Genomic DNA, 20,199 nt, shown 5'->3' on the forward strand with positions numbered 1-20,199 from the left:
CGAGACCCGGTCGAGCGCCGACGCGGCTCCTTCGGTTCTCGCGCGTTCGATAGTCCGAGCTCGCTCCCGACCGAGCGGCGGCGAAGCCGCCTGCTCGTAAATGTCCTCCTCCTGCGCATTGTGCAGGCGCGCAAGAGCTTCGATCGACTCGATGATGCGCTGCCCGTCGCGGATCGCATATTTGTCGGGCTCATTGTCGCGCAGTCCGTCCGACAGGCGCGCCAGGAGCCTCGCCTGGTGACGAATCTCGCGATGGGCGCGACTCATGGCGCCGAGCGCCGCGCCGTCCGGAAGAAAGCTCGAAATGCGCGGATAGATGGCGCTCTCGTCCTCGCGCTCATGCGCGAGGATCGTCTCGCCGACGAGCCGATCGGCCTCGAGGATATAATCGGCCGCGCGCTGCGGCGGCGCCTCGTCCAATGCGTCGGCGATCTGCCGCAGGCGATCGAGACACGCTGTGATTTCTTCATGGCCCTTCCGCAAGGCGCGCGCGGCGGTCTCCGGCATCGGCGTTCGGCCAGCGGCGACGCCGGGGCCGAGCGCGCGCAGCGCATTGAGGATCACGGCGATGTCGATCGCCTCCTGGATCAGCGCTCCAGCGACCGGGGTCACGAAACCGAAAGCGGCGGCGGCCATCGTCACGCCGGACAGCGTCATCCCGACCACTATGCTTTGAAGTGCGATGGCGCGGGTGCGGCGCGCGATGGCCACCGCCTCCGGCACGCTGTCGATGCGATCGACGAGAATGACGACGTCGGCGGCCTCCGAGGAGGCGCTGGCGCCGCGCGCGCCCATGGCGACCCCGACATCGGCGGCAGCCAAAGCGGGGGCGTCATTGATTCCGTCGCCGACCATCAGAGTCGGCGCGAGCCGCTGCTCCATCGCGACAGCGTCGACCTTATCGGAGGGGACTCTGTCGGCGAGCACGGCGTCGAGATCGAGAGCCGCCGCGATCGTTTCGGCCGCGTCCGGCCTATCGCCCGTCACCATGATGATCTTCGAGACGCCGATGTCGCGAAGGGCGCGAACCGCGCGCGGCGCTTCGCGGCGAAGCTCGTCGGCGAGCAGCAGCGCGGCGATGGGCCGTCCGTCCACGGATATGAAGACCGTGAGAGCGGAGCGCCAGGAGGCGCGACGCGCGGCGCGGGCCGCCCAGTCCGCGACGGGCGTCCCCTGGTGAACGAATGAAAGGGAGCCGACGCGCAGCGCGGCGCCCTCGACCTCGCCTGCGATTCCGGTCCCGAGCGTCTCGCGGACATTGCGCGGAACCTGCAGCGCGAGGCCCCGCTGCGTCGCGGCGGAGACGATGGCGGCGGCGATTACATGATGAGACGCCTGCTCGAGCGAGGCGGCGAGCCGCAGCGCTTCATCTTGCGCCTCGTCCGGGGCCGTCTCGATCGCGACGAGCCGCGCGCCGCCGACCGTCAGCGTCCCGGTCTTGTCGAACATGACTGTGCGGGTGCGGGCGAGCGCCTCCAGAGGCCCGCCCCCTTTGATCAATATGCCGCGCCGCGCGGCCTGAGAGGCGCCCGCGATGAAAGCCGCCGGCGCGGCGAGGATCAAAGGACAGGGCGTCGCTGCGACGAGCACAGCCAAGCCGCGAACCGGGTCCTGCGAGAGCGCCCATGCGGCGCCGGCGACCAGGAGCGCGGCGGGCAAGAGCAGCAGCGCATAGCGATCCGCCATCCGCATGAAGGGGGCCTTGGCGCTCTGCGCCGCCGTCACCAGAGCGACGATGCCGGCGTAAGCGCTCTCCCCCGCCAGAGCGGAGGCCTGCATCTCGAAGGCTTCGCCGGCGTTCACGGTTCCGCTCAGCACGGCTTCGCCGGCGTGGCGAATGACCGGCAGTGGCTCGCCCGTCACCGCCGATTCGTCGAGCGAGGCTTCCGAGCTGGCGATCTGGCCATCGACCGGGACGACCTCGCCGGCGCGGACCAGCAGCATGTCGCCGACCCGGATCGCATCGATGGGGACGTCCTCGATCTCTTGCGCGACGCGCCGATGGGCGGAGCGAGGAGCGCGATCGACCAGCGATCTCAAATCGCGCTCGGCGCGCCCGACGGCGAGATCCTCCAGCACATTGCCGCCCGCATACATGACGGCCACGATCACGCCGGCCAGCGTCTCGCCGAGCGCCAAGGCCGCCGCCATGGACAGAAAGGCGATGGCGTCGACGCCGGTGCGCCCGGCGCGAAGGTCGCGAATGATCGCGATGGCGAGGCTCGCTGCAACTGGGACCGCGCCCGCGGCCCAGATCCAGCGCGCGACGCCGGGCGATCCGATGAAAGCGACGACGAGGCCCGCCATCAAAGATGCGAGGGAAAATAGGATCAGGGCTCGGCGCCAGAACCGTTCTTTCGCTGTCGGACTCATTCTGTCCACGCCGAAACGTCGCGACGGACCCGCGCGCGGATCGCCGAAGAGCGGCTCGACCGAAAGCACGAGCCGATCCGAAGGCCGCCGCAGCTGCGAATCCTCCCACGATCGAGGTCTGAAAGGCGGCTCGCGCACGACCCACCCGGTTGAAATATCCTTTTGCAACTCGGAACGCCAATAAGGCGAGGCCCGTCGCGAAGATCGAGCTTCGCAGCGCCGCCTCGAGCCGCCGCTTCTGCATTGGACAGACGCAGCAGACGCTCGGCGAAAGGCGCAGCCCCTGCTACGGAGCTCGACAATGACCATTTCGATGCTTCAATGAGTCCGGGCGGTGAAACCCGGAAAGGCGGCTCCTTCGTAGCGAGCGGATTCGAAAGCCCGAAGACCTTCGATCGCGAGCGGTCGTCACGCTTTGCGAGCGCTGCCCGGCAAATTCGTCGAGCCGGAGCCCTCGCGCCGCCAACTTAGCGCGATGCGGCTCTAATGACTATGGCGCGTCGGCGCGCGCTCGCTTCCTCTACGATCCTCAGCTTGGACGCCAGCAGCCATGCCCGCCTACGCAGGCGACACCAGGAAGCGGATGGCGGAACGGGAGGCGGCTCCGAGGAAAGCGGTCACTCGCCGCTCGCCGCGGAAAGCGAGCCTGAAGGCTCGCGGTCCGGGGAGCGGATCGGACCGCGAGTCTTCAGGCTCGCTTCCACCTCCGCGCGGATCGGCTCCAACTCCTCCTCCGAAAAGGTCTCCTTATCGAGCAGCCGCTTCGCCGACTCCTCATGAATGCTCGCGCACGCCTTCAAAATCCCAGTCGCGCGGATGAAAGCGTCGTTCACCAGCTCCCGCACGGCGCGGTCGATGCGGGCGCTGGTCTCCTCGCTCGCCTCAGAGCGCTGGCCGAGATCGCCGATGTCGAGATAGCGCGGCCGCTCCGCGATATAGGAGGCCTGACCGACCGCGGGCTCCATGCCGTAGCGCGTCGCCATGGAGCGGGCCATTTCGGTGGCGCGTTGCAGATCGTCGGCGGCGCCGGTCGTCGCCTCGTGGAACACATTCATCTCCGCCGCGCGGCCGCCGAGCAGAACCGTCATGCGATTCATCAGCTCCGAGCGCGTCATCAGATAGCGATCCTCGGTCGGCATTTGCATCGTATAGCCGAGCGCGCCCATGCCGCGCGGAATGATCGAGACCTTCTTGATCGGGTCCATATCCGGCAGCGCCATGGCGACGATCGCATGGCCCATCTCGTGATAGGCGACGATGCGCCGCTCGCGCGGATGCAGCAGGCGATTGCGCTTCTCCGGCCCCGCGATCACGCGCTCGATCGCAGAAGTGAAGTCGTCCAACGTCACCGAGACCGCGCGCCGCCGCGTCGCCAATGTCGCCGCCTCATTGACGAGATTGGCGAGATCGGCGCCGGTGAAGCCCGGCGTCATCGCCGCAATCTGCGCGGGATCGATATCGGCGCCGAGCTTGATCTTGCGCAAATGCACCCCGAGAATCGCGGCGCGGCCGATCTTGTCCGGCCGATCGACAGAAATCTGCCGATCGAAGCGCCCGGCGCGCAGCAGCGCCGGATCGAGCACCTCGGGCCGATTGGTGGCGGCGAGCAGCACGACGCCGGAAGAAGGATCGAATCCGTCCAATTCGGCGAGCAATTGATTGAGCGTCTGCTCCTTCTCGTCATGCCCGCCGGAAAGGCCGGAGATTCCGCGCGCGCGGCCGAGCGCGTCCAATTCGTCGATGAAGATGATGCAGGGCGCGGAGGCGCGCGCCTGCGTGAAGAGATCGCGCACGCGCGCGGCGCCGACGCCGACGAACATCTCCACGAATTCCGAGCCGGTGATGGAGAAGAAGGGCACGCCCGCCTCGCCCGCCACGGCGCGGGCGAGCAGGGTCTTGCCGGTGCCGGGCGGGCCGACGAGAAGAATGCCTTTGGGAACGCGCGCCCCGAGACGCCCATAAGTCTTGGGATCTTTCAGAAAGGCGACGATCTCCTGCAATTCCTCCTTCGCCTCGTCGACGCCGGCGACATCGGCGAAGCCGACCTTCACATCCGTCTCGACGAAAATCTTGGCGCGGCTCTGGCCGATCTGCATGACCGAGCCGAGACCTTGCGTCATGCGGCGCGACAAATAGCTCCAGACGAGAAAAAACAGCGCGATCGGCACGACCCAGGAGAGCAGAGTCGAAACCCATGTGTTTTCGACGACGCCGGAATATTGGACCTTCGCCGCCTCCAGCTCCGCGGCGACGTCGGTCGGCACGCGCACGGCGACGATCTGCTTGCGGCCATCCTTCATTGGCTCCTTCAGAGTCGCGCGCATGATGTCGGCGCCGACCTCGACCGAGGCGATCTTGCTGTCGCGCAGAAGGGTCTGGAACTCGCTATAGGGAACCACCTCGGTCTGGCGATAGACTGTCCACATCTGCTGCAATATGAGCACGCCGGTCAGCGCCAGAAGAAAATAGGCGATGTGAAAAGACCAAGCCTTGTCTTTCGGGGGCTTCTCCATCGTCGGGCCTCGTCGTCGCTCTATGTGGCTCGCACGGAGAGGCGAGCCGTTTACATATAGGCGCCGACGCGAGCTTATCCACTCCGCGACGACCGCACGCTCAGACGAGGCGCCCGCGCGCCGCGGCCTCGAGGAAATCCTCGAGCGCATGGATGTAATCCATATCCTCGAAAGCCCTGTGCTTGTTCGCGGCGACGAAGCCGGCGAGCGAAGCGCGCGCGGCGCGGTCGCGTCCCAGGCGCACGGCGATCTCGACATAATCGTCGAGCGAAGAGGCGATCGTCTCCTCGCAGCCGATGCGGCGCAATATCGCCGCCGTATGGCGCCCGCGCATGAAATCGCCCGGCAGCGTCACGATCGGGCGATCGGCGCCGAGCAGGTCGAGCGTCGAGCGGCCGCCCGACCAGCCGGGCGTGTCGAGAATGACGTCGGAAGCGGCCGCGGCCGCGATGAACAGCTCCTGCGGCATCTGCGGCAGGATCACGCAATGGTCGTCCGCACGGAGCCCCGCCGCGGCGAAGACGCGCTCCATCCGCGCGCGAAACGCCGCCGTCACCGCCTCGCTCTTGGCGAAGGCGATGAAGAGGAATTTGCACGGACCGACCGCGGCGGCGATGCGCGGAAAGACGGCGTCGTAGCAGGGCAGATATTTGTAGAGCGCCTGTCCCGAGAAGAAGATCGGCGCATAGGGCTCCGCGCCGAAGAGCGTGCGGTCGAGCTTTTGCGGCGCGAGCGTCTCCGCCGTATAATGCAGGCCGAGATTGGGCATAGGCGCCAGGCGCTCCGTATAGAAGCGTTCGGCGCCGTCCGGCTCCATCAGCGCGCTCGACAGAAAATAATCGATCGTCGACAGTCCGCTCGTCTCGGGCTGGCCCCAGGCCATGCATTGCACGGGCGCGAGACGCTGCGCCGCCAGCCAGCCGGACACGGGATCCATGCCGATCTCGGGATAGAGCAGAACATGCGGAGTGGCGGCGACGATGGCGTCGCGCCAGCCTTCTGGCGTCGAAGGCTCGCGCGGAAAATGCTCGCAGGCCTGCGCGGCGCGAATCGTGTCGGCGTCCTCGGTCTTGCCCGTATGAAAGCCGATGAGCTCGAAGCGCGTGCTGTCGAGCTCGGCGATCCAGCTCTCGAGAAAGAGACGAAAAACCGTGTGACGGCAGAAGAAGCCGCTCACTATGCCGACGCGTATGCGCTCGCCGGCCGCCGGCGGCGCGGCGAGCGGCGCCGCGGGATAGGCCCGCGCCAGAACGCGGCAGGCGAATTCGCCATAGAGCGTCTGCAATTTTCGATCGTCTTCGCCCTGATAGGGAAGGAAGAAGGGCTGCGTCGCGCCGATCGCCGGCGCGAGCGTGGCGGCGATCATTGCATCCTGCGAAGACTCGGCGAGACGATCGAGCGCTTGCGCATAGCGCGCGCGGCGCAGGGCGATCTCCTCCTGCGTGTCATAGAGGATCGGCAGCTCGGCCATTGCGAGCGCGATGCGCGCGCCGCCGTGACGCGGATCGGCCGCGATCGCGGCGCGATGACGTGCGACCGCGTGATCCGTGCGTCCCTCGAGATGCAGCAGGCAGCCGAGATTATAATGCGCGTCGGACAGGTCGGGCTTCAGCGCGAGCGCGCTCTCATAGCAGACGATCGCTTCCGTATGGCGGCCGAGCTCTTGAAGCACGACGGCGAGATTGTTCCAATAAGCGGCGTCGCCGGGCGCGAGACGAACGGCGATCGAGAGCCGCGTCGCCGCTTCGCTCCAGCGTCCGCGCCGCATCAGCCAGGCGCCGAAATTGCCTTGCGCCTCGACGAGCCGCGGCTCGAGCTCTATGGCGCGCAGAAATGCCGCTTCCGCCTGCGCGGCCGGTCCGATCTCGGCCAGCGCATTGGCGAGATTGTACCAGATTTCCGGCCGGTCCGGCGCGCAGCGCGCGGCCTCGGCGTAATGCCTGGCGGCTTCCGCGCGGCGGCCGAGCTCGGCCAGCGCGATGGCGAGATTGCAATGCAGCTCGCCCGAGCCCGGACGCAGCGCCACGGCGGCGCGATAATCCTCCACCGCCTCGTCGCGCCGCCCGAGCGAGCGCAGCGCGAGCGCGCGGCTGTGGTGATAGATCGCATGGCCCGGCGCGATCGCCATCGCCTCGTCGATCAAGCAGAGGCCGGCCTCCATCGCGCCGCGCTCCACCTCGAGCAGACCGAGAAGATGCAGGCTGTCGGCATGTCTCGGATGCGAAGCGAGAACGCCGCGATAGAGCGCGGCCGCTTCCTCGACCTCGCCCGCCTCATGGCGCGCGCGCGCCTCTCGAAAAGCCGAATCCGGCGTAACATCGTTCATGAGCGTCGCGAATCGTCCCGCGTCGGTCGCGCCCGAATCGGGCTGGATCGCAATCTTTGCTCTATCTCGGCCATAGCTGTTGCGCCAGCTTGTTCGGCGTGTTTCTGAAACGCGAATGAATGCGCCATGCTCTGCGCCGCGCTAGATGTCGGTGGGACGCGAGGCGACATTGCAAGCCTCGGTAGGTCGTTCGCCGGCGGCGCTCGCCGTGAGAGTGAGAGGTCCAATGGACGCGCTCCAGCCGAATGCGGCTCCCCGCTGGGAATGGCGCATCTTCGGCGCCGATCTCGCGGCGCTGGAGGCCAGGCTCGGCTCGCCGACGAGCCCGCCGCGCCGCAGCGACGAAATCTATCTGCTGAACGCGCTGACGCCGCATTCGGCCAAGATTCGCGACGCGGCGCTCGAGGTGAAGCGTCTGCTGCGCGTCGACGACGGATTGGAATTATGGGAGCCGGCTTTCAGAGCGGCGTTTCCGCTGACGGCGGAGCGTCTGGCGGCCGCCGCCGCCGCTCTGGCGCTGCCGCCGAGCCGTCTCGATCGCAGCGCCTACGACGAGGCGCATTTTCTCGAGGAGGTCGTCGCCCCTTGCCCCGCTCTGCGCGCCGTCGCGGTGCGAAAATCGCGTCTGCGCTTTTGCTTTCACGGTTGCGCGGCGGAATTCGTGCGATTGCAGATCGGCCCCGCGCCGATGGAGAGCGTCGCGCTCGAGAGCGCGGACGAGCGGCGGCTCGCCGAAGCGCTCGCCGCCCTCGACGCCGATCCGCGGGTCAATGTGAATTTTCCCAAAGGCGTCGAACGCGCCGCCGCTCTGGCGAGCTGATCACGAGGAGGAGGATGGAATGGGCGTGGAGATCGAGCGAAAATTTCTGGTGACGCGCGAGCTGTGGCGGCCGCGCAACGACGGCGTCGCCTTTCGCCAGGGCTATCTCTCGCGCGTCGAGGATCGCGTGGTGCGCGTGCGCACCGCTGGCGGCGCCGCCTTTCTGACGATCAAGGGCCGCACGTCCAACGTCACCCGCTCGGAATTCGAATATCCCATTCCCGTCGAGGATGCGCAGCTCATGCTCGATCGCCTCTGCGAGCGCCCGCTCATCGAGAAGACGCGCTATGAGGAGGTTTTCGGCGGCCATATCTGGACCGTCGACGTGTTCCAGGGCGAGAATGACGGTCTGATCGTCGCCGAGATCGAGCTCGGCTCGGAGGAGGAGATTTTCGACCGCCCCGGCTGGCTCGGCCGCGAAGTCTCGGGCGATCCGCGCTATTTCAACTCGGAATTGTCCAAACGGCCCTTCGGCTATTGGGACGCGCCATAGGCCGCGGGCCGCCCCGCTTCGACAAAACCCCCGGAAATCGGCTAAAGCTCGCTCTCCCTCGAGAAAGCGAATCAAAAGCCATGACCATCCGCCTGCATTCGGGCGACCTGCCGGACGGCGCCGATCTCGGCCCCGTCGTCGCCATCGATACGGAAACGCTCGGCCTCAATCCGCATCGCGACCGGCTCTGCCTCGTCCAGCTCTCCGGCGGGAACGGCGACGCCGATCTCGTGCGCATCGCCCCGGGCCAGACCGCCGCGCCCAATCTGACGCGTCTGCTGGCCGACCCGAAAGTGCTGAAGCTCTTTCATTTCGCGCGCTTCGACATCGCTATCCTCGCCAAGACCTTCGGCGTGACGGCGGAGCCCGTCTATTGCACCAAGATCGCCTCCAAGCTCACCCGCACCTATACGGATCGGCATGGGCTGAAGGATCTCGTGCGCGAATTGCTCGGCGTGGAAATCTCCAAGCAGCAGCAATCCTCCGACTGGGGCGCGGCGACGCTCTCGGACGCCCAGCTCGCCTATGCGGCCTCCGACGTGCTCTATCTCCACGCGCTGCGCGAGAAGCTCGACGCCACGCTGGCCCGCGAGGGGCGCGTCGATCTCGCCGCCCGCTGCTTCGACTTTCTGCCGACGCGCGCGCGGCTCGATCTCGCGGGCTGGCCGGAGACAGATATTTTCTCGCATGAATGACGCCTCGAATTCGCCATGCGGCCGGCGTTATCTCGCGGGGCTCGAGCAGGGACCGAATGAACGACGCATCGCCGCCGACCGATAGACGCGATCGGCTCGCCTCCATCATCGCCCCCCGCCGCGACGCCATTCCGCAGGCGCGGCGCCATTCGCAGCGCGTCGCCCGGCTGCGGCGCTGGCTGCTGTGGGGCAGCGGCGCGATCATCGCCGCCGTGGCCGTGGGCGTCGCCTTCCATTCGCTGCGCTTTCTGCCGGCCGATCTGCGCTTTTCGCGCATTGCCACAGAGGGCACGCGCATCACCATAGAGAGCCCCAAGCTCGTCGGCTATCGCAAGGACGGCCGCCCCTATGAGCTGCGCGCCCGCACCGGCGTGCAGGATATCGCCAAGCCCGATGTGTTCGAGCTGGAGCGGCTCGAAGTGCGCATACAGAGCGACAACGAGTCCAATGTCGTGCTGACGGCGGAAAAAGGCCTCTATGACGCCAAGAAGGACCGCGCCAATCTCTCCGGCGGCGCCCACCTCTATGACGGCAAGCATTACGACTTGCGCACCGACGCCGCCGTCATCGACTTTCGCGGCAATATCGTCACCTCGGACCAGCCCACGAGGCTGACGTTGGACAAATCGATCGTGACGGCGCGATCGGTCGAATTCTCGCAGAACGAGCGGCGCGCGACATTTTCCGGCGCCGTGCATACGACGCTGCCCGGCGACGACGACGCGGAGACCGGCGCGGCGCAAGGATCGGCTCCATGAAAATCGTCTCTATGAAAATCGTCTCCATGAAAATCGGCTCCCTCAAAGTCATTGTCCTCCCCGTCGCCATGGCCGCGCTTCTGGCCGCTGCGCCAATCGCCGCCAAAGGCCGCTCCGGCGGCATTCTCCCCGGCTCCAGCGCCAAGGATCCGGTCGACATAGATGCGGGCAAGCTCGACTATTTCGACAAGGAGCAGAAGCTCGTCTATTCGGGCGGCGTCGTCGTCGTGAACGGCCCGTCCACGCTGAAGGCCTCTCGCCTCATTCTGCTGCTGGACAAGGCGCAGCAGGGCCAGGAGGGCAATGGCGGCAGCGACCGCGTTCGCCACATCGACGCGGAAGGGCCGGTGACGCTCGTCTCCAAGGACCAGATCGGAACCGGCGACCGCGGCAGCTACGACCGCAACGACAATAAGGTCTATCTCATCGGCAATGTGACGCTCACGCAGGGCGACAGCGTCGTGAAAGGCGACAAGCTCATCTACGACACCTCGACAGGCCAGGCGACGGTGATCGAAAAGCCCGGCCAGCGCGTGCGCAGCATCTTCACGCCCGGCGAGGCCAAGGGCGAGAAGAAGGAGAAAAAAGAGCAGGCCCCCGCCGCGGAGCGCCGCGCCGACTGAGCCCAGCTCTCAGCGCCGATAGACGCCGACGAGCGCCGTCTCCTCGAGCAGGGCCTCATTGGCGGCGCGCTCCACCTCGAGACAGCTCGGCTCCTTGCGCGCCACCGGCAGCGAGGCCGTCGAGAGCGCCATCAGGCGGAAGCGGTAGCGATGCGCGCCATGGCGCGGCGGCGGACAGGGCCCGCCATAGCCCGAACCGTCGAAATCATTGATCCCTTGCGAGAAGCCGCGCTGCGGCCCGGGACGCCCGGCGCCCTCGGGCAGCCCGGCGGCGTCATGCGAGAGATCATAGACCGCCCAATGACGCCAGACGCCCGCCGGCGCGTCGGGATCGTCGCAGAGCAGAACGAAGCTCTTCGTATTCGCGGGCGCGCCGCTCCAGCTCAGCGGCGGCGAGACATTGGCGCCGTCGCAGGTGTATTTGCGGGGGATCTCTTCGCCATGGGCGAAGGCGGACGATTGCAACCGCATGTGACGCTCCTCGTGGAACCTCAAGCTTTCAAAAACGCTTCCGCCGGCGTGAAAGCCAGGCCGAGCGCCGCGGCGACGGAGGCGTTGACGATCGCGCCGCGCGCCACTGTGAGGCCCGCAGCGAGATGAGGATCGTCGCGCAATGCGCCGAGCCCTTTGTCGGCGAGCGCCAGCACGAAAGGCAAAGTCGCGCTGGCGAGCGCGAAAGTGGAGGTGCGCGGCACGGCGCCGGGCATGTTGGTCACGCAATAATGAACGACGCCGTCGACGACATAGGTCGGATCGCTATGCGTCGTCGGCCGCGACGTCTCGCAGCAGCCGCCCTGATCGATCGCCACATCGACGATGACCGCGCCGGCTTTCATGCCTGCGATCATGCCGCGGCTGACGAGCTTGGGCGCCGCCGCGCCTGGAATGAGCGCGGCGCCGATGACGAGATCGGCGCGGCGCACGAGCTCTGCGATCGCCGTCGGCGTCGAGAATATCGTGCGCGCCGCGCAGCCGAAGCGCGCGGAGAGGCGCCGCAACGGCTCGGCACCGCGATCGGCGACGATGACGCTCGCGCCCATGCCGAGCGCGATCATCGTCGCCTGCGTTCCCACTGTTCCGGCGCCGAGAATCACCACTTCCGCCGGCGGCGCGCCCGGCGCGCCGGAGAGCAGCACGCCGCGCCCGCCCATGGATTTTTCGAGACAGCGCGCGCCCGCCTGCGGCGCGAGACGCCCGGCGATCTCGGACATCGGCGTGAGCAGCGGCAGGCCGCCGAAGGGCGACGTCACTGTCTCATAGGCGATGCAGATCGCGCCGGAAATCATGAGCTCTTGCGCCTGCGCGCGATCGGCGGCGAGATGCAGATAGGCGAACAGCAACTGCCCCGGCCGCAAGCGCGCGCGCTCCTGCGGCTGCGTCTCCTTCACTTTCACGATGAGATCGGCGGAGGAAAAAATCGACTCCGGCCCCTCGACGAGAGCTGCGCCCGCCGTCTGAAATTCGCCGTCGGAAATCCCGGCGCCGACGCCGGCGCCGCGCTCCACCATGACGAAATGGCCCCGCTGGACGAGCTCATAGACGCCCGCCGGCGTCAACGCCACGCGAAACTCATTGTCCTTGACTTCCCTCGGCGCGCCGACGCGCATCAGCGTCTCCCATCATGAAAGCGGCGTGAAGCGATCGAGAACGGCGATCACCTCTTCATCGTCGACTTGATGAAAATTCTCATAGAAAAATCCGATCGCGCCGAAGTCCCGATAATGTTCGAGGCAGACGATCGCGTCGGCTTCGTGACGCAATGCGGCGAGCGCATCGGTCGGCGCGACGGGAATAGCGAGAATGAGCTTGCGCGGATGCAGCGCGCGCACGGCGCGCAGCGCGGCGCGCGTCGTCGCGCCGGTGGCGACGCCGTCGTCGACGACGACGGCGAGCTTGCCGGCCGGATCGGGCCGCGCCCTGCCGCCGAGATAGGCTTCGCGCCGCCGCTCGATCTCGGCGCGCTCGCGCGCGCAAACGGCCTGGAAGACCGACTCTGTCACTTCCGCCGCGGCGATCACATCCTCATTGCGCACGATGATCGGCGCGCCGCCATCGGCGAGCGCGCCCATGGCGAGCTCTGGCTGATAGGGAACGCCGATCTTGCGCACCAGCACGAGATCGAGCGGCGCCTTCAGCCGCTCTGCGATATGCGCGGCGACGGGAACGCCGCCGCGCGGCAACGCATAGACCACAGCCGCTTCTCCCGCATAGGCGCCGAGCGCATCGGCGAGGCGACGACCGGCGTCGTCACGATCACGAAACGGCATGGCGTAGCGGCTCCGGCGGAAATGCGCGACGCGCTCGATATAATCGAGCGCCGCGCCGATGCGAAGGCCGCACGCTCACGAAGGCGCCCGTTCGCCGAGCGGCCGCACTGCGCTCGCCTGCGGGCCTTTCTCACCGTCTTCAGGCACATAGCGCACGCGATCGCCGCGCTCGAGCGCTGCAAATCCCGCGCCTTCGACGCTATTGCGGTGAAAATAGAGTTCGAGTCCATCTTCGCCTTCTAAGAATCCATAGCCGTCCTCGCGCATCAGCCGTCGCACCACGCCGATCGCCGGCTCGGCATGTTGCTTCACATGCCCCTCGAGCCGACGAACCTGATCCTGCAAGCGCCGCCGCGCGCGCTTGAAGGCGTCATTCAGCGCAAAGTCGAAATCCTGATAGCGCTCGTCCTCGGGCGGCGTGCGCTCGACGATCGCCTCGCGCCCATCCGGCAGAGCGAGACGAATATTGATCTCATATTGCCCACCCGTCTGATGGCGCGCGCTCGGCGCCTTGACCACGACGCGGCAGGCGGTGACGCGGCCGAAGCGCGTCTCGAGCTCGTCTATATGGCGCGCGACGCGCGCCTGCGCCTGCGGCGAAGCCTCCATGCCTTGAAAGTCGATTTCGGGCGTCGTCTGCATGGCCGAGCCTCCGTCCTCGTGACGCGAATTTCGCCGACGCTCGCGCGGCGGCGCGATAGTTAGATAGGGCGGGCGCGAGAGCGCATCATACGCGGCAGCGACGATGAAGGATGCGCGTCATGACCATCGTGGAATCGGAGGTCGCCATCGGCCAGTATCGCCTCGGCGCTGCGCTGGCCATTCCGCAACAGGCGCGCGGACTGGTGATTTTCGTCCATGGCTCGGGCTCCTCGCGATTCAGCCCGCGCAACCGCTTCGTCGCCGCAGCATTACATGAGCGCGGCTTTGCGACGCTGCTGCTGGATCTCCTGACCGAGGCCGAAGCGCAGGATCGCCGCAATGTCTTCGACATCCCTCTGCTCGCCGAGCGCGTCGTCGAGGCGATCGACTGGGCTGCGGACGAGCCTCTGCTCTGTGAATTGCCGATCGGCCTCTTCGGCGCGAGCACGGGCGCGGCGGCGGCGCTCATGGCGGCGGCGGAGCGTCCGCAAAACGTGCAGGCGATCGTTTCGCGCGGCGGTCGGCCCGATCTCGCGGGCGAGGCTTTGGCGCGAGCGCACGCGCCGACATTGCTCATCGTCGGCAGCCGCGATTCGCAAGTTCTTAATCTCAATCGCACGGCCGCGGGACGTCTGCCCGACGCCCGCCTCGACATCGTGCCCGGAGCGACACATTTGTTCGAGGAGCCTGGAACTCTGGAGCAGGTCGTCGCGCTGGCCGCGACATGGTTCGCCGAGAAGCTGACGCGGCGCGATCACAGCGAGAGGTTCGCATGACGACGCTGGCCGAGACGCGACCCTTTCTGAAGCGTCTCTTCGAGCGCCTCGATTTCGCGCCGCGGCCGATCGGCGTTCAGACGAAGCACGCGCTCGACCATTGGCTGACGTCGCGCCGCGGCGTCGCTCCGACCTTCGCCGATGTCGTCGCGGATCTCCGCCATTGCGGCTTCGCCTTTCGCGCCGTTCCCGACGCGCGCGATTATGAGATCGTCATCGGCGCCAAGGCGGCCGCCGCCCTGCTCGGCGCGGTGGCGGACGGCGCGCGCTTGAGCGAAGCGCCCAATCGACGCGGCGCCGTGCGCCTGCGCCGGCTCTTCGACGAAGTCCTGCGCGCCGGCGAGCCGGCGCTCGTCGAATTCACGCTCGTCGCAAAAGGCCGCGATCGCGCCGGCGTCGAGCTCCTCGCCGCGCCGCTCGCGCTCGCCGACGGAACGCTCGGCGCCGTGCTGGGCGCGCTGAACATAGAGCGCTATGAAACGCCGGCGCCGTCGCGCGAGCCGCTCCCTGAGAGCGACGAGCAAATCCTCCTATTCGCGCTCGGCTCGAGCCGCGCGCTCGGCGAACGAATCGCGCATGAAATGGGCTGCTCGCTCGCGCCGCATGAAGAGCGCCGATTTGAGGACGGCGAGCGCAAGGTCCGGCCGCTCGTCGGCGTGCGCGACAAGGATGTCTATGTCCTCTCGAGCCTCGAGGGCGAGACGGGCGACAGCGGCGCCGACAAGCTCCTGCGCCTTCTCTTCTTCATCGGCGCGCTGCGCGACGCCGGCGCCGCGCGCATCACCGTCGTCGCGCCCTATCTCTGCTATGCGCGCAAGGATCGCCGCACCAAGCCGCTCGATCCCGTCGCGACGCGCTATGTCGCGCAATTGCTGGAGAGCGTCGGCGCCGATCGCATCGCGACCATAGACGCGCATAATGTCGCGGCCTTCGAGAACGCCTTCCGCATCGAAAGCGTCGCGCTCGACGCGCAAGCCTTGTTCGCGCGCTATTTCGCGCATCGGCTCGGCGGCGATCCGGTCGCCGTCGTCTCGCCGGATCTCGGCGGCGAGAAGCGCGCCGAGCTGTTTCGGCAGCGCTTGGAGACCATTCTCGCGCGGCCGGTCGCCAAAGGCTTCATGGACAAGCATCGCAGCATGGGCGAGATCACCGGCGAGATTTTTGCCGGCGATGTGGCCGGCCGCGCCGTCGTCATTCTCGACGATCTCATCAGCAGCGGCGCCACCATGGCGCGCGCCGCGCGCGCCTGCCGAGCCAATGGCGCGACGCGCATATTTCTCGCCGCGACCCATGCGCTATTCGCGCGCGACGCCGAGGCCGCGCTGCGCGAGGCGCCGATCGAGGAGATCGTCGTCACCGACACTGTCGCGCCGAGCGAGGCCGCCGCGCTGCGTCTGCGTGGACGTCTCGTCACGCTCGGCGTCGAGACGCTGCTCGCCGAAGCGATCGTCTGTCTGCACAGCGGCGGCTCCATAGACGAATTGCTCGACGCTGGTCCGAAAGGCGCCCCATGACGGCCTCTGCTCTCTTCGTCGATCTCTATGAGATCGCCATGTTGCGCGCCTATTTCGAGCTCGGCATGGCGGAGCGCCGCGCCAGCTTCGGCCTCTTTGTCCGGCGCCTGCCGCAGGAGCGCAATTTCCTGCTCGCCTGCGGCCTCGCCGATCTGCTCGAAGAGCTGCGAGCGCTTCGCTTTGACGACGACGATTTGCGCTATCTCGCTTCGCTTGGCTCATTTCCGGCGGAGTTTCTCGACTGGCTCGCACGATTGCGATTCACTGGCGACATTCGCGCGCTGCCCGAGGGAACGCCCGTCTTCGCCAATGAGCCCATACTCGAAGTCACGGCGCCGATCGGCGAAGCGCAGATCGTCGAGACGCTGATCCTCAATCAGATCGGGCTGCAGACGATGCTCGCCTCCAAGGCGGCGCGCATGGTCTTCGCCGCGCGGGGACGCGCGATCGTCGATTTCGGCGCGCGCCGCGCGCAGGGCTTCGACGCCGCCGTGAAAGGCGCACGGGCCTTTCATATCGCCGGCGTCGCCGCGACCTCCGATCTCGCCGCCGGCCGCGCGCATAAAATTCCCGTCGCCGGAACAATGGCGCACAGCTTCGTCGAGGCCTGTCCTTCAGAGGCCGCCGCCTTCGAGGCCTACGCCCGCATTTTTCCCCGAACCACGCTGCTCGTCGACACTTACGACACGCTCGAAAGCGTGCGCAAAATCGTCGCGCTGGCGCGGGAGATGGGTGCGGATTTCGACGTCCATGCGATCCGGCTCGACTCCGGCGATCTCCTCGCGCTGTCGCGGCAGGCGCGGCGCATATTGGACGAAGCCGGCCTCACCCATATCGAGATCGTCGCCAGCGGCGGACTCGATGAAGCGCGCATCGATCGCCTCGCCGCCGCCCATGCGCCGATCGACCTGTTCGGCGTCGGCACGGAAATGGCCGCCTCCACAGACGCGCCCGCGCTCGACATCGCCTATAAGCTCGTCGAATACGCCGGCGAAGGACGCATGAAGCTCTCGCCCGGAAAGCGCAGCCTTCCCGGCCGCAAGCAGATCTTCCGCCAATTCCACGACGGCGTCGCCGTGCGCGACGTCATCGCGCGCGAAGACGAGCGCTATTCCGGCGTTCCGCTGCTCGAGCCCGTGATGCGCGACGGCGAGATCGTGAAGGCGCCGTCGAGCCTCGCCGAGATTCGCGACCATGCGCGCGCCGCTATGGCGGGGCTGCCGGCCGATGTGCGCGGCCTCGCGCCTTGCGCCTCGCCTTATCCGGTGACGATCAGCCTGCGTCTCGTCGAATATGAGCGCGAAGTAGAGGCCTCTCTGGCGCGGCGGACGTGGCCGCGCGCGAGACAGCCGCATTTCACCCGATGTTCGTGAGGCGCGCGCGCGCGAGCGCGAGATAGCGGCGCGCGAGCGGCTCCCACTTCTCTTTTCGACGCGGCGCGGGATCGAGCAGATGAGCGAGACAAAGACGCGCGCGCAAAAGCGCGCGACAGGCGCCATAGAGCGCAAAGAGCGCAGGCGGCGGCGCGCCGCCGAGACGCTGCGCCGTGGCGGCTACGATCGCCGCGCCGATCTGCGGCGCGCCGAGCAAATCGCATTCGAGAGCGAGAAAGGCGAGCTCGTCGAAAGGATCGACCTGACGCAATCGATCATTGAATTCGAGACAATCGAAAATCGCCAGCGGCTCGCAAAAGCAGATATGCTCTGGCCTCAAATCCCCATGTCCGTCGACGATGCGCTTTTCGCGCACGCGCGCCGCGAGCGCCGGCTCTTGCGCGACGAGCAGCCGATCGGCCTCGTCGAGCACAGCCTTTGCGTCGCAATGATCGAGCGCAAAGTCGCGCATGGCGATGATGCGGCGGTTTTCCGCCTGCTCCCGAACGAAGCGCGCGATGTAATCGCGCTCGGAAATCGTCGAGCGCGCGGCGGCTGCGTAGAATTCGGCGAGTCGCGCCGCGAGCTCCTCTATCCGGCCCGTATCGACGTCCCCGCTCGCGAGCAGCCGATCGAGCATCAGCTCGGCGGGCAGGCGCTTCATCACGACGAGCCAGTCGATGGTCTCGCCTTCGCCTCCGATCGACAATTTTCCCGCGTCGAACGTCAGCGGAACCACATCGAGATAGACATCCGGGGCGAGCCGCCGGTTGAGCCGCAGCTCGGCGCGGCAATCGGCCTCGCGCGCGAGCGGCGTCGAGAAATCGAGGAAGGCGAAGCGCACCGGCTTCTTCATTTTGTAGACGCGGTCTCCCGCGAGGAACAAGTGAGACATATGTGTCTCGAGGAGATCGACGCGCGCGGGCGCGTGCGGATAGGCCGAAGGCTCGGCGAGACGCTTCAGCTCATCGGCGAGAGACGGGCGATCGATCTGTGCTCGGCTGGGGTCCGAAAGCATGTGCGGCTTCATCGGAGGAGGTCGCGATGAGAAAGAAGATAGGGCTGCGCTCGACCGATGCTCTGCTGATCGTCGATCTGCAGCTCGACTTTTTTTCGGGCGGCAAGCTCGCGGTTCCGCACGCCGAAGAGATTCTTCCCGTCGTGAATGATCTCGTCGACGAAGCGCGCAAGTCGGGAACGCAGATCATCGTCTCGCGCGATTGGCATCCGCCGGATCATATCAGCTTTGCCGCCCAGGGCGGCGATTGGCCGCAGCATTGCGTGCGTGGCACCAGAGGCGCGGAATTTCATCCGCAGCTGCGCCTGCCGGCGGGCGTGCTGTTCGTCTCCAAGGCCAAGCGTCCCGAGCGCGAGCAATATTCCGATTTCGACGGCACCAGCCTCGCCGAGGAGCTGCGCCGACGCGCGATCGATCGCATTTTCGTCGTCGGCCTCGCCGAGGATTTCTGCGTGAAATGCAGCGCGATCGACGCCGCGCGGCTCGGCTTCGAGACACATGTTCTGCGCGCCGCCACGCGTCCGGTGACGCGAGAGGGCGGCGAGAGTGCGCGCGCGGAAATGCGCGCCGCGGGCGTGACGGTGATCGAGTCGTCGCGCTCCCCCCAAGATGTCGATCACCTATCGAGGATATGAGCCATGCCGGAGATCAATACCGACAAAGTGTGTTTCGTCATCGTCAAAGCGCGAGAGCTCGAGGCCGAGGATGAAGGAATGCGGCCCGACGCGTCCAATCCATCCGACGATAAATTCGTGAGCGTGCTGACGGAAGAAGGATGGTCGCCCAATCGCCGCGAGCTCGTCGAATTCATCGAGGCGATGGATGACGACGAGCAGGCGGAGCTGGTCGCGCTCTGCTGGGTGGGGCGCGGCGATTTCACCGCCGATGATTGGGATTCCGCCGTCATACAGGCGAAGGAGCGGCGCAAAGGCCCGACGTCGAAATATCTGCTCGGCATTCCGTTGCTCGCGAGCTATCTCGAAGCGGGACTCGATGAATTCGACGAGAGTTGCGAAGGCTTCGAGGACGATCGGCAATAATCACAAGCGAAAGCGCGCGACGAGCGGCGCGTGCAGCGATCCGAGGATCGGGTCCGGCGCCGTCGCTTCGTCCGCGAGGCCCTGATTCAATATCGTCACGTCCTCGCAGCGCGCCGCCAGCGCGGGCGAGGCCATTATCTGGTCGAGAAGCGTCTTTCTGCCGGCGTGAATCACGGTGAAGCGCGCCGGCTCTGCGATACGCATGGCGAGCGGCGTCAGGCTGCGCGGCCCGTCCGCTGCCTCTTCCGCGCCCCATAATATGCGCGCGGGCGCGTCATAGGCGTCGCAGTTGAGATCGCCGCAGAGCGCGATGAGCGGCGCGCTTTCCGCATCGAATATCCGATCGACGAAGAGCCGCGCCTCCAGCGCCTGCCCCTCGCGCTTTTGTGCGGCGAGCCATTGTCCCTCCGCATAGCCGCGACCGGCTCTGCGATCCGCTTCTCCCGGCAGAGGCACGGCGCGCGGCGCGCGCAAATGCAGATCGAGCACATGCAAGGCCGCGCCGCCTGGAAGCGCGATGCGCGCATAGAGAATGGGACGTTCGAACAAAATATCGATCGGCTGGGCGACAGCGTGATCGGCGGGCGGCATCCAGCGCCAGGGCGCGACAATGTCGTGAAAGAGCTGGCGCCGCTCGACGATCGGCCAGCGCGAGAGCAGGGCGAGATTATGGATGTCCGCCGGCGCGTCTCCGCCCGGCCGCAATGTCGTCGCGCGGAAGAAACGCTCGTAGCCGCCGCCCGCGACGAGGCGGTCGAGCGCGACGAAGCGGCGCGGCTCATGCGCGCTCGGACGCTGCGCGTCGACTTCCTGAAGGCAGAGAATATCGGCGTCGATGGCGGCGAGCTGCGGCCGCAACACGGCGAGGCGCCGCTCGAATTCGTCCTGCGCCGAAGGCGACCAGTCCAAATTCTCTATGTTGAAAGTCGCGAGGCGAAAGCGGCCCGCCATTCGTCGGAAGTCCGGCG

At 67.0% G+C, this 20,199-nt stretch carries 18 protein-coding genes and 1 pseudogene; 10 read left to right on the plus strand and 9 right to left on the minus strand.

Features of this window, described 5'->3' with window-relative positions; all coding sequences use genetic code 11:
* Positions 1–81 precede the first annotated feature (81 nt).
* From KP010_RS13475 to KP010_RS13485, 3 genes and pseudogenes are all read right to left on the minus strand, one after another.
* Positions 82–2,373: pseudogene (locus KP010_RS13475) on the minus strand (heavy metal translocating P-type ATPase); the annotation flags it as partial.
* Positions 2,374–2,990: 617 nt separating this feature from the next.
* Positions 2,991–4,886: an ATP-dependent zinc metalloprotease FtsH gene (gene ftsH / locus KP010_RS13480; protein ID WP_142862761.1), complete on the minus strand. Its 1,896-nt coding sequence runs from the start codon at positions 4,884–4,886 to the stop codon at positions 2,991–2,993.
* A 100-nt stretch (positions 4,887–4,986) separates the two neighbouring features.
* A complete protein-coding gene (locus tag KP010_RS13485; protein ID WP_371824236.1) occupies positions 4,987–7,329 on the minus strand; it encodes a tetratricopeptide repeat protein in 2,343 nt (780 codons plus the stop codon).
* 109 nt (positions 7,330–7,438) lie between these two features.
* Here KP010_RS13485 and KP010_RS13490 point away from each other — a divergent pair, with 109 nt between their 5' ends.
* The 5 genes from KP010_RS13490 to KP010_RS13510 all read left to right on the plus strand — a co-directional run bounded on the left by KP010_RS13490 (position 7,439) and on the right by KP010_RS13510 (position 10,601).
* Positions 7,439–8,032: a hypothetical protein gene (locus tag KP010_RS13490; RefSeq protein WP_142862759.1), complete on the plus strand. Its 594-nt coding sequence runs from the start codon at positions 7,439–7,441 to the stop codon at positions 8,030–8,032.
* A gap of 19 nt (positions 8,033–8,051) precedes the next feature.
* Entirely contained in the window at positions 8,052–8,525 is a 474-nt protein-coding gene (locus tag KP010_RS13495; RefSeq protein ID WP_108915367.1) for a CYTH domain-containing protein, read from the plus strand.
* Between the two features lie 80 nt (positions 8,526–8,605).
* Complete coding sequence (locus KP010_RS13500) at positions 8,606–9,220, plus strand: ribonuclease D (RefSeq protein WP_142862758.1); 615 nt, start codon at positions 8,606–8,608, stop codon at positions 9,218–9,220.
* Positions 9,221–9,276: 56 nt separating this feature from the next.
* Positions 9,277–9,978 carry an LPS export ABC transporter periplasmic protein LptC gene (lptC, locus tag KP010_RS13505; RefSeq protein ID WP_142862757.1) on the plus strand — a complete coding sequence of 234 codons (702 nt, stop codon included), beginning with the start codon at positions 9,277–9,279 and terminating at the stop codon, positions 9,976–9,978.
* Entirely contained in the window at positions 9,975–10,601 is a 627-nt protein-coding gene (locus KP010_RS13510) for an LptA/OstA family protein (RefSeq protein WP_246659823.1), read from the plus strand. The genes lptC and KP010_RS13510 overlap by 4 nt, the downstream gene beginning before the upstream one ends.
* Positions 10,602–10,610: 9 nt before the next feature.
* Here the strand turns inward: KP010_RS13510 and KP010_RS13515 are convergent, their stop codons facing one another.
* The 4 genes from KP010_RS13515 to KP010_RS13530 form a co-directional block, all read right to left on the minus strand.
* Positions 10,611–11,072, minus strand: a complete 462-nt coding sequence (locus tag KP010_RS13515; protein ID WP_108915363.1) for a YbhB/YbcL family Raf kinase inhibitor-like protein — start codon at positions 11,070–11,072, stop codon at positions 10,611–10,613.
* A gap of 20 nt (positions 11,073–11,092) precedes the next feature.
* The gene (ald, locus tag KP010_RS13520) at positions 11,093–12,208 is read right to left on the minus strand and encodes an alanine dehydrogenase (protein ID WP_142862756.1); all 1,116 of its coding nucleotides are present in this window, start codon (positions 12,206–12,208) and stop codon (positions 11,093–11,095) included.
* 12 nt (positions 12,209–12,220) lie between these two features.
* On the minus strand, positions 12,221–12,868 hold the full coding sequence (locus KP010_RS13525) for a phosphoribosyltransferase (RefSeq protein WP_142862755.1): 648 nt from the start codon (positions 12,866–12,868) through the stop codon (positions 12,221–12,223).
* A gap of 75 nt (positions 12,869–12,943) precedes the next feature.
* Positions 12,944–13,510: a cold shock domain-containing protein gene (locus KP010_RS13530; protein ID WP_142862754.1), complete on the minus strand. Its 567-nt coding sequence runs from the start codon at positions 13,508–13,510 to the stop codon at positions 12,944–12,946.
* Between the two features lie 119 nt (positions 13,511–13,629).
* On the opposite strand from KP010_RS13530, the gene KP010_RS13535 reads away from it, so the two are divergent.
* From KP010_RS13535 to KP010_RS13545, 3 genes are read left to right on the plus strand one after another with little or no spacing between them, the layout of a single operon-like run.
* Entirely contained in the window at positions 13,630–14,286 is a 657-nt protein-coding gene (locus KP010_RS13535; protein ID WP_246659822.1) for a dienelactone hydrolase family protein, read from the plus strand.
* On the plus strand, positions 14,283–15,800 hold the full coding sequence (locus KP010_RS13540; RefSeq protein WP_142862752.1) for a ribose-phosphate pyrophosphokinase: 1,518 nt from the start codon (positions 14,283–14,285) through the stop codon (positions 15,798–15,800). Before KP010_RS13535 ends, KP010_RS13540 begins: the two co-directional genes overlap by 4 nt.
* The gene (locus KP010_RS13545; protein WP_142862751.1) at positions 15,797–17,173 is read left to right on the plus strand and encodes a nicotinate phosphoribosyltransferase; all 1,377 of its coding nucleotides are present in this window, start codon (positions 15,797–15,799) and stop codon (positions 17,171–17,173) included. Before KP010_RS13540 ends, KP010_RS13545 begins: the two co-directional genes overlap by 4 nt.
* Here the strand turns inward: KP010_RS13545 and KP010_RS13550 are convergent.
* The gene (locus KP010_RS13550) at positions 17,157–18,191 is read right to left on the minus strand and encodes a hypothetical protein (RefSeq protein WP_142862750.1); all 1,035 of its coding nucleotides are present in this window, start codon (positions 18,189–18,191) and stop codon (positions 17,157–17,159) included. The genes KP010_RS13545 and KP010_RS13550 overlap by 17 nt on opposite strands.
* Before the next feature lie 26 nt (positions 18,192–18,217).
* Here KP010_RS13550 and KP010_RS13555 point away from each other — a divergent pair, with 26 nt between their 5' ends.
* Positions 18,218–18,826 (plus strand): nicotinamidase, encoded by a 609-nt coding sequence (locus KP010_RS13555; protein ID WP_108915356.1) that lies wholly within the window; start codon positions 18,218–18,220, stop codon positions 18,824–18,826.
* A 3-nt stretch (positions 18,827–18,829) separates the two neighbouring features.
* Positions 18,830–19,231, plus strand: coding sequence for a DUF3775 domain-containing protein (locus KP010_RS13560; protein ID WP_108915355.1), 402 nt, complete (start codon positions 18,830–18,832; stop codon positions 19,229–19,231).
* On the opposite strand, the gene KP010_RS13565 is transcribed toward KP010_RS13560, so the two are convergent.
* Positions 19,232–20,182, minus strand: a complete 951-nt coding sequence (locus KP010_RS13565; protein ID WP_142862749.1) for an endonuclease/exonuclease/phosphatase family protein — start codon at positions 20,180–20,182, stop codon at positions 19,232–19,234.
* Between the last annotated feature and the right edge of the window lie 17 nt (positions 20,183–20,199).

Origin of the sequence: Methylosinus sp. KRF6, assembly GCF_018887255.1 — a bacterium.
Taxonomy (GTDB): Bacteria; Pseudomonadota; Alphaproteobacteria; order Rhizobiales; family Beijerinckiaceae; genus Methylosinus; species Methylosinus sporium.

Excerpts from the sequence above, each read along its gene's own strand:
- ftsH (WP_142862761.1), bottom strand. The coding sequence starts at position 4,886 with ATGGAGAAGCCCCCGAAAGACAAGGCTTGGTCTTTTCACATCGCCTAT.
- KP010_RS13490 (WP_142862759.1), top strand. The coding sequence starts at position 7,439 with ATGGACGCGCTCCAGCCGAATGCGGCTCCCCGCTGGGAATGGCGCATC.
- KP010_RS13495 (WP_108915367.1), top strand. The coding sequence starts at position 8,052 with ATGGGCGTGGAGATCGAGCGAAAATTTCTGGTGACGCGCGAGCTGTGG.
- KP010_RS13500 (WP_142862758.1), top strand. The coding sequence starts at position 8,606 with ATGACCATCCGCCTGCATTCGGGCGACCTGCCGGACGGCGCCGATCTC.
- lptC (WP_142862757.1), top strand. The coding sequence starts at position 9,277 with ATGAACGACGCATCGCCGCCGACCGATAGACGCGATCGGCTCGCCTCC.
- KP010_RS13510 (WP_246659823.1), top strand. The coding sequence starts at position 9,975 with ATGAAAATCGTCTCTATGAAAATCGTCTCCATGAAAATCGGCTCCCTC.
- KP010_RS13515 (WP_108915363.1), bottom strand. The coding sequence starts at position 11,072 with ATGCGGTTGCAATCGTCCGCCTTCGCCCATGGCGAAGAGATCCCCCGC.
- ald (WP_142862756.1), bottom strand. The coding sequence starts at position 12,208 with ATGCGCGTCGGCGCGCCGAGGGAAGTCAAGGACAATGAGTTTCGCGTG.
- KP010_RS13525 (WP_142862755.1), bottom strand. The coding sequence starts at position 12,868 with ATGCCGTTTCGTGATCGTGACGACGCCGGTCGTCGCCTCGCCGATGCG.
- KP010_RS13530 (WP_142862754.1), bottom strand. The coding sequence starts at position 13,510 with ATGCAGACGACGCCCGAAATCGACTTTCAAGGCATGGAGGCTTCGCCG.
- KP010_RS13535 (WP_246659822.1), top strand. The coding sequence starts at position 13,630 with ATGACCATCGTGGAATCGGAGGTCGCCATCGGCCAGTATCGCCTCGGC.
- KP010_RS13540 (WP_142862752.1), top strand. The coding sequence starts at position 14,283 with ATGACGACGCTGGCCGAGACGCGACCCTTTCTGAAGCGTCTCTTCGAG.
- KP010_RS13545 (WP_142862751.1), top strand. The coding sequence starts at position 15,797 with ATGACGGCCTCTGCTCTCTTCGTCGATCTCTATGAGATCGCCATGTTG.
- KP010_RS13550 (WP_142862750.1), bottom strand. The coding sequence starts at position 18,191 with ATGCTTTCGGACCCCAGCCGAGCACAGATCGATCGCCCGTCTCTCGCC.
- KP010_RS13555 (WP_108915356.1), top strand. The coding sequence starts at position 18,218 with ATGAGAAAGAAGATAGGGCTGCGCTCGACCGATGCTCTGCTGATCGTC.
- KP010_RS13560 (WP_108915355.1), top strand. The coding sequence starts at position 18,830 with ATGCCGGAGATCAATACCGACAAAGTGTGTTTCGTCATCGTCAAAGCG.
- KP010_RS13565 (WP_142862749.1), bottom strand. The coding sequence starts at position 20,182 with ATGGCGGGCCGCTTTCGCCTCGCGACTTTCAACATAGAGAATTTGGAC.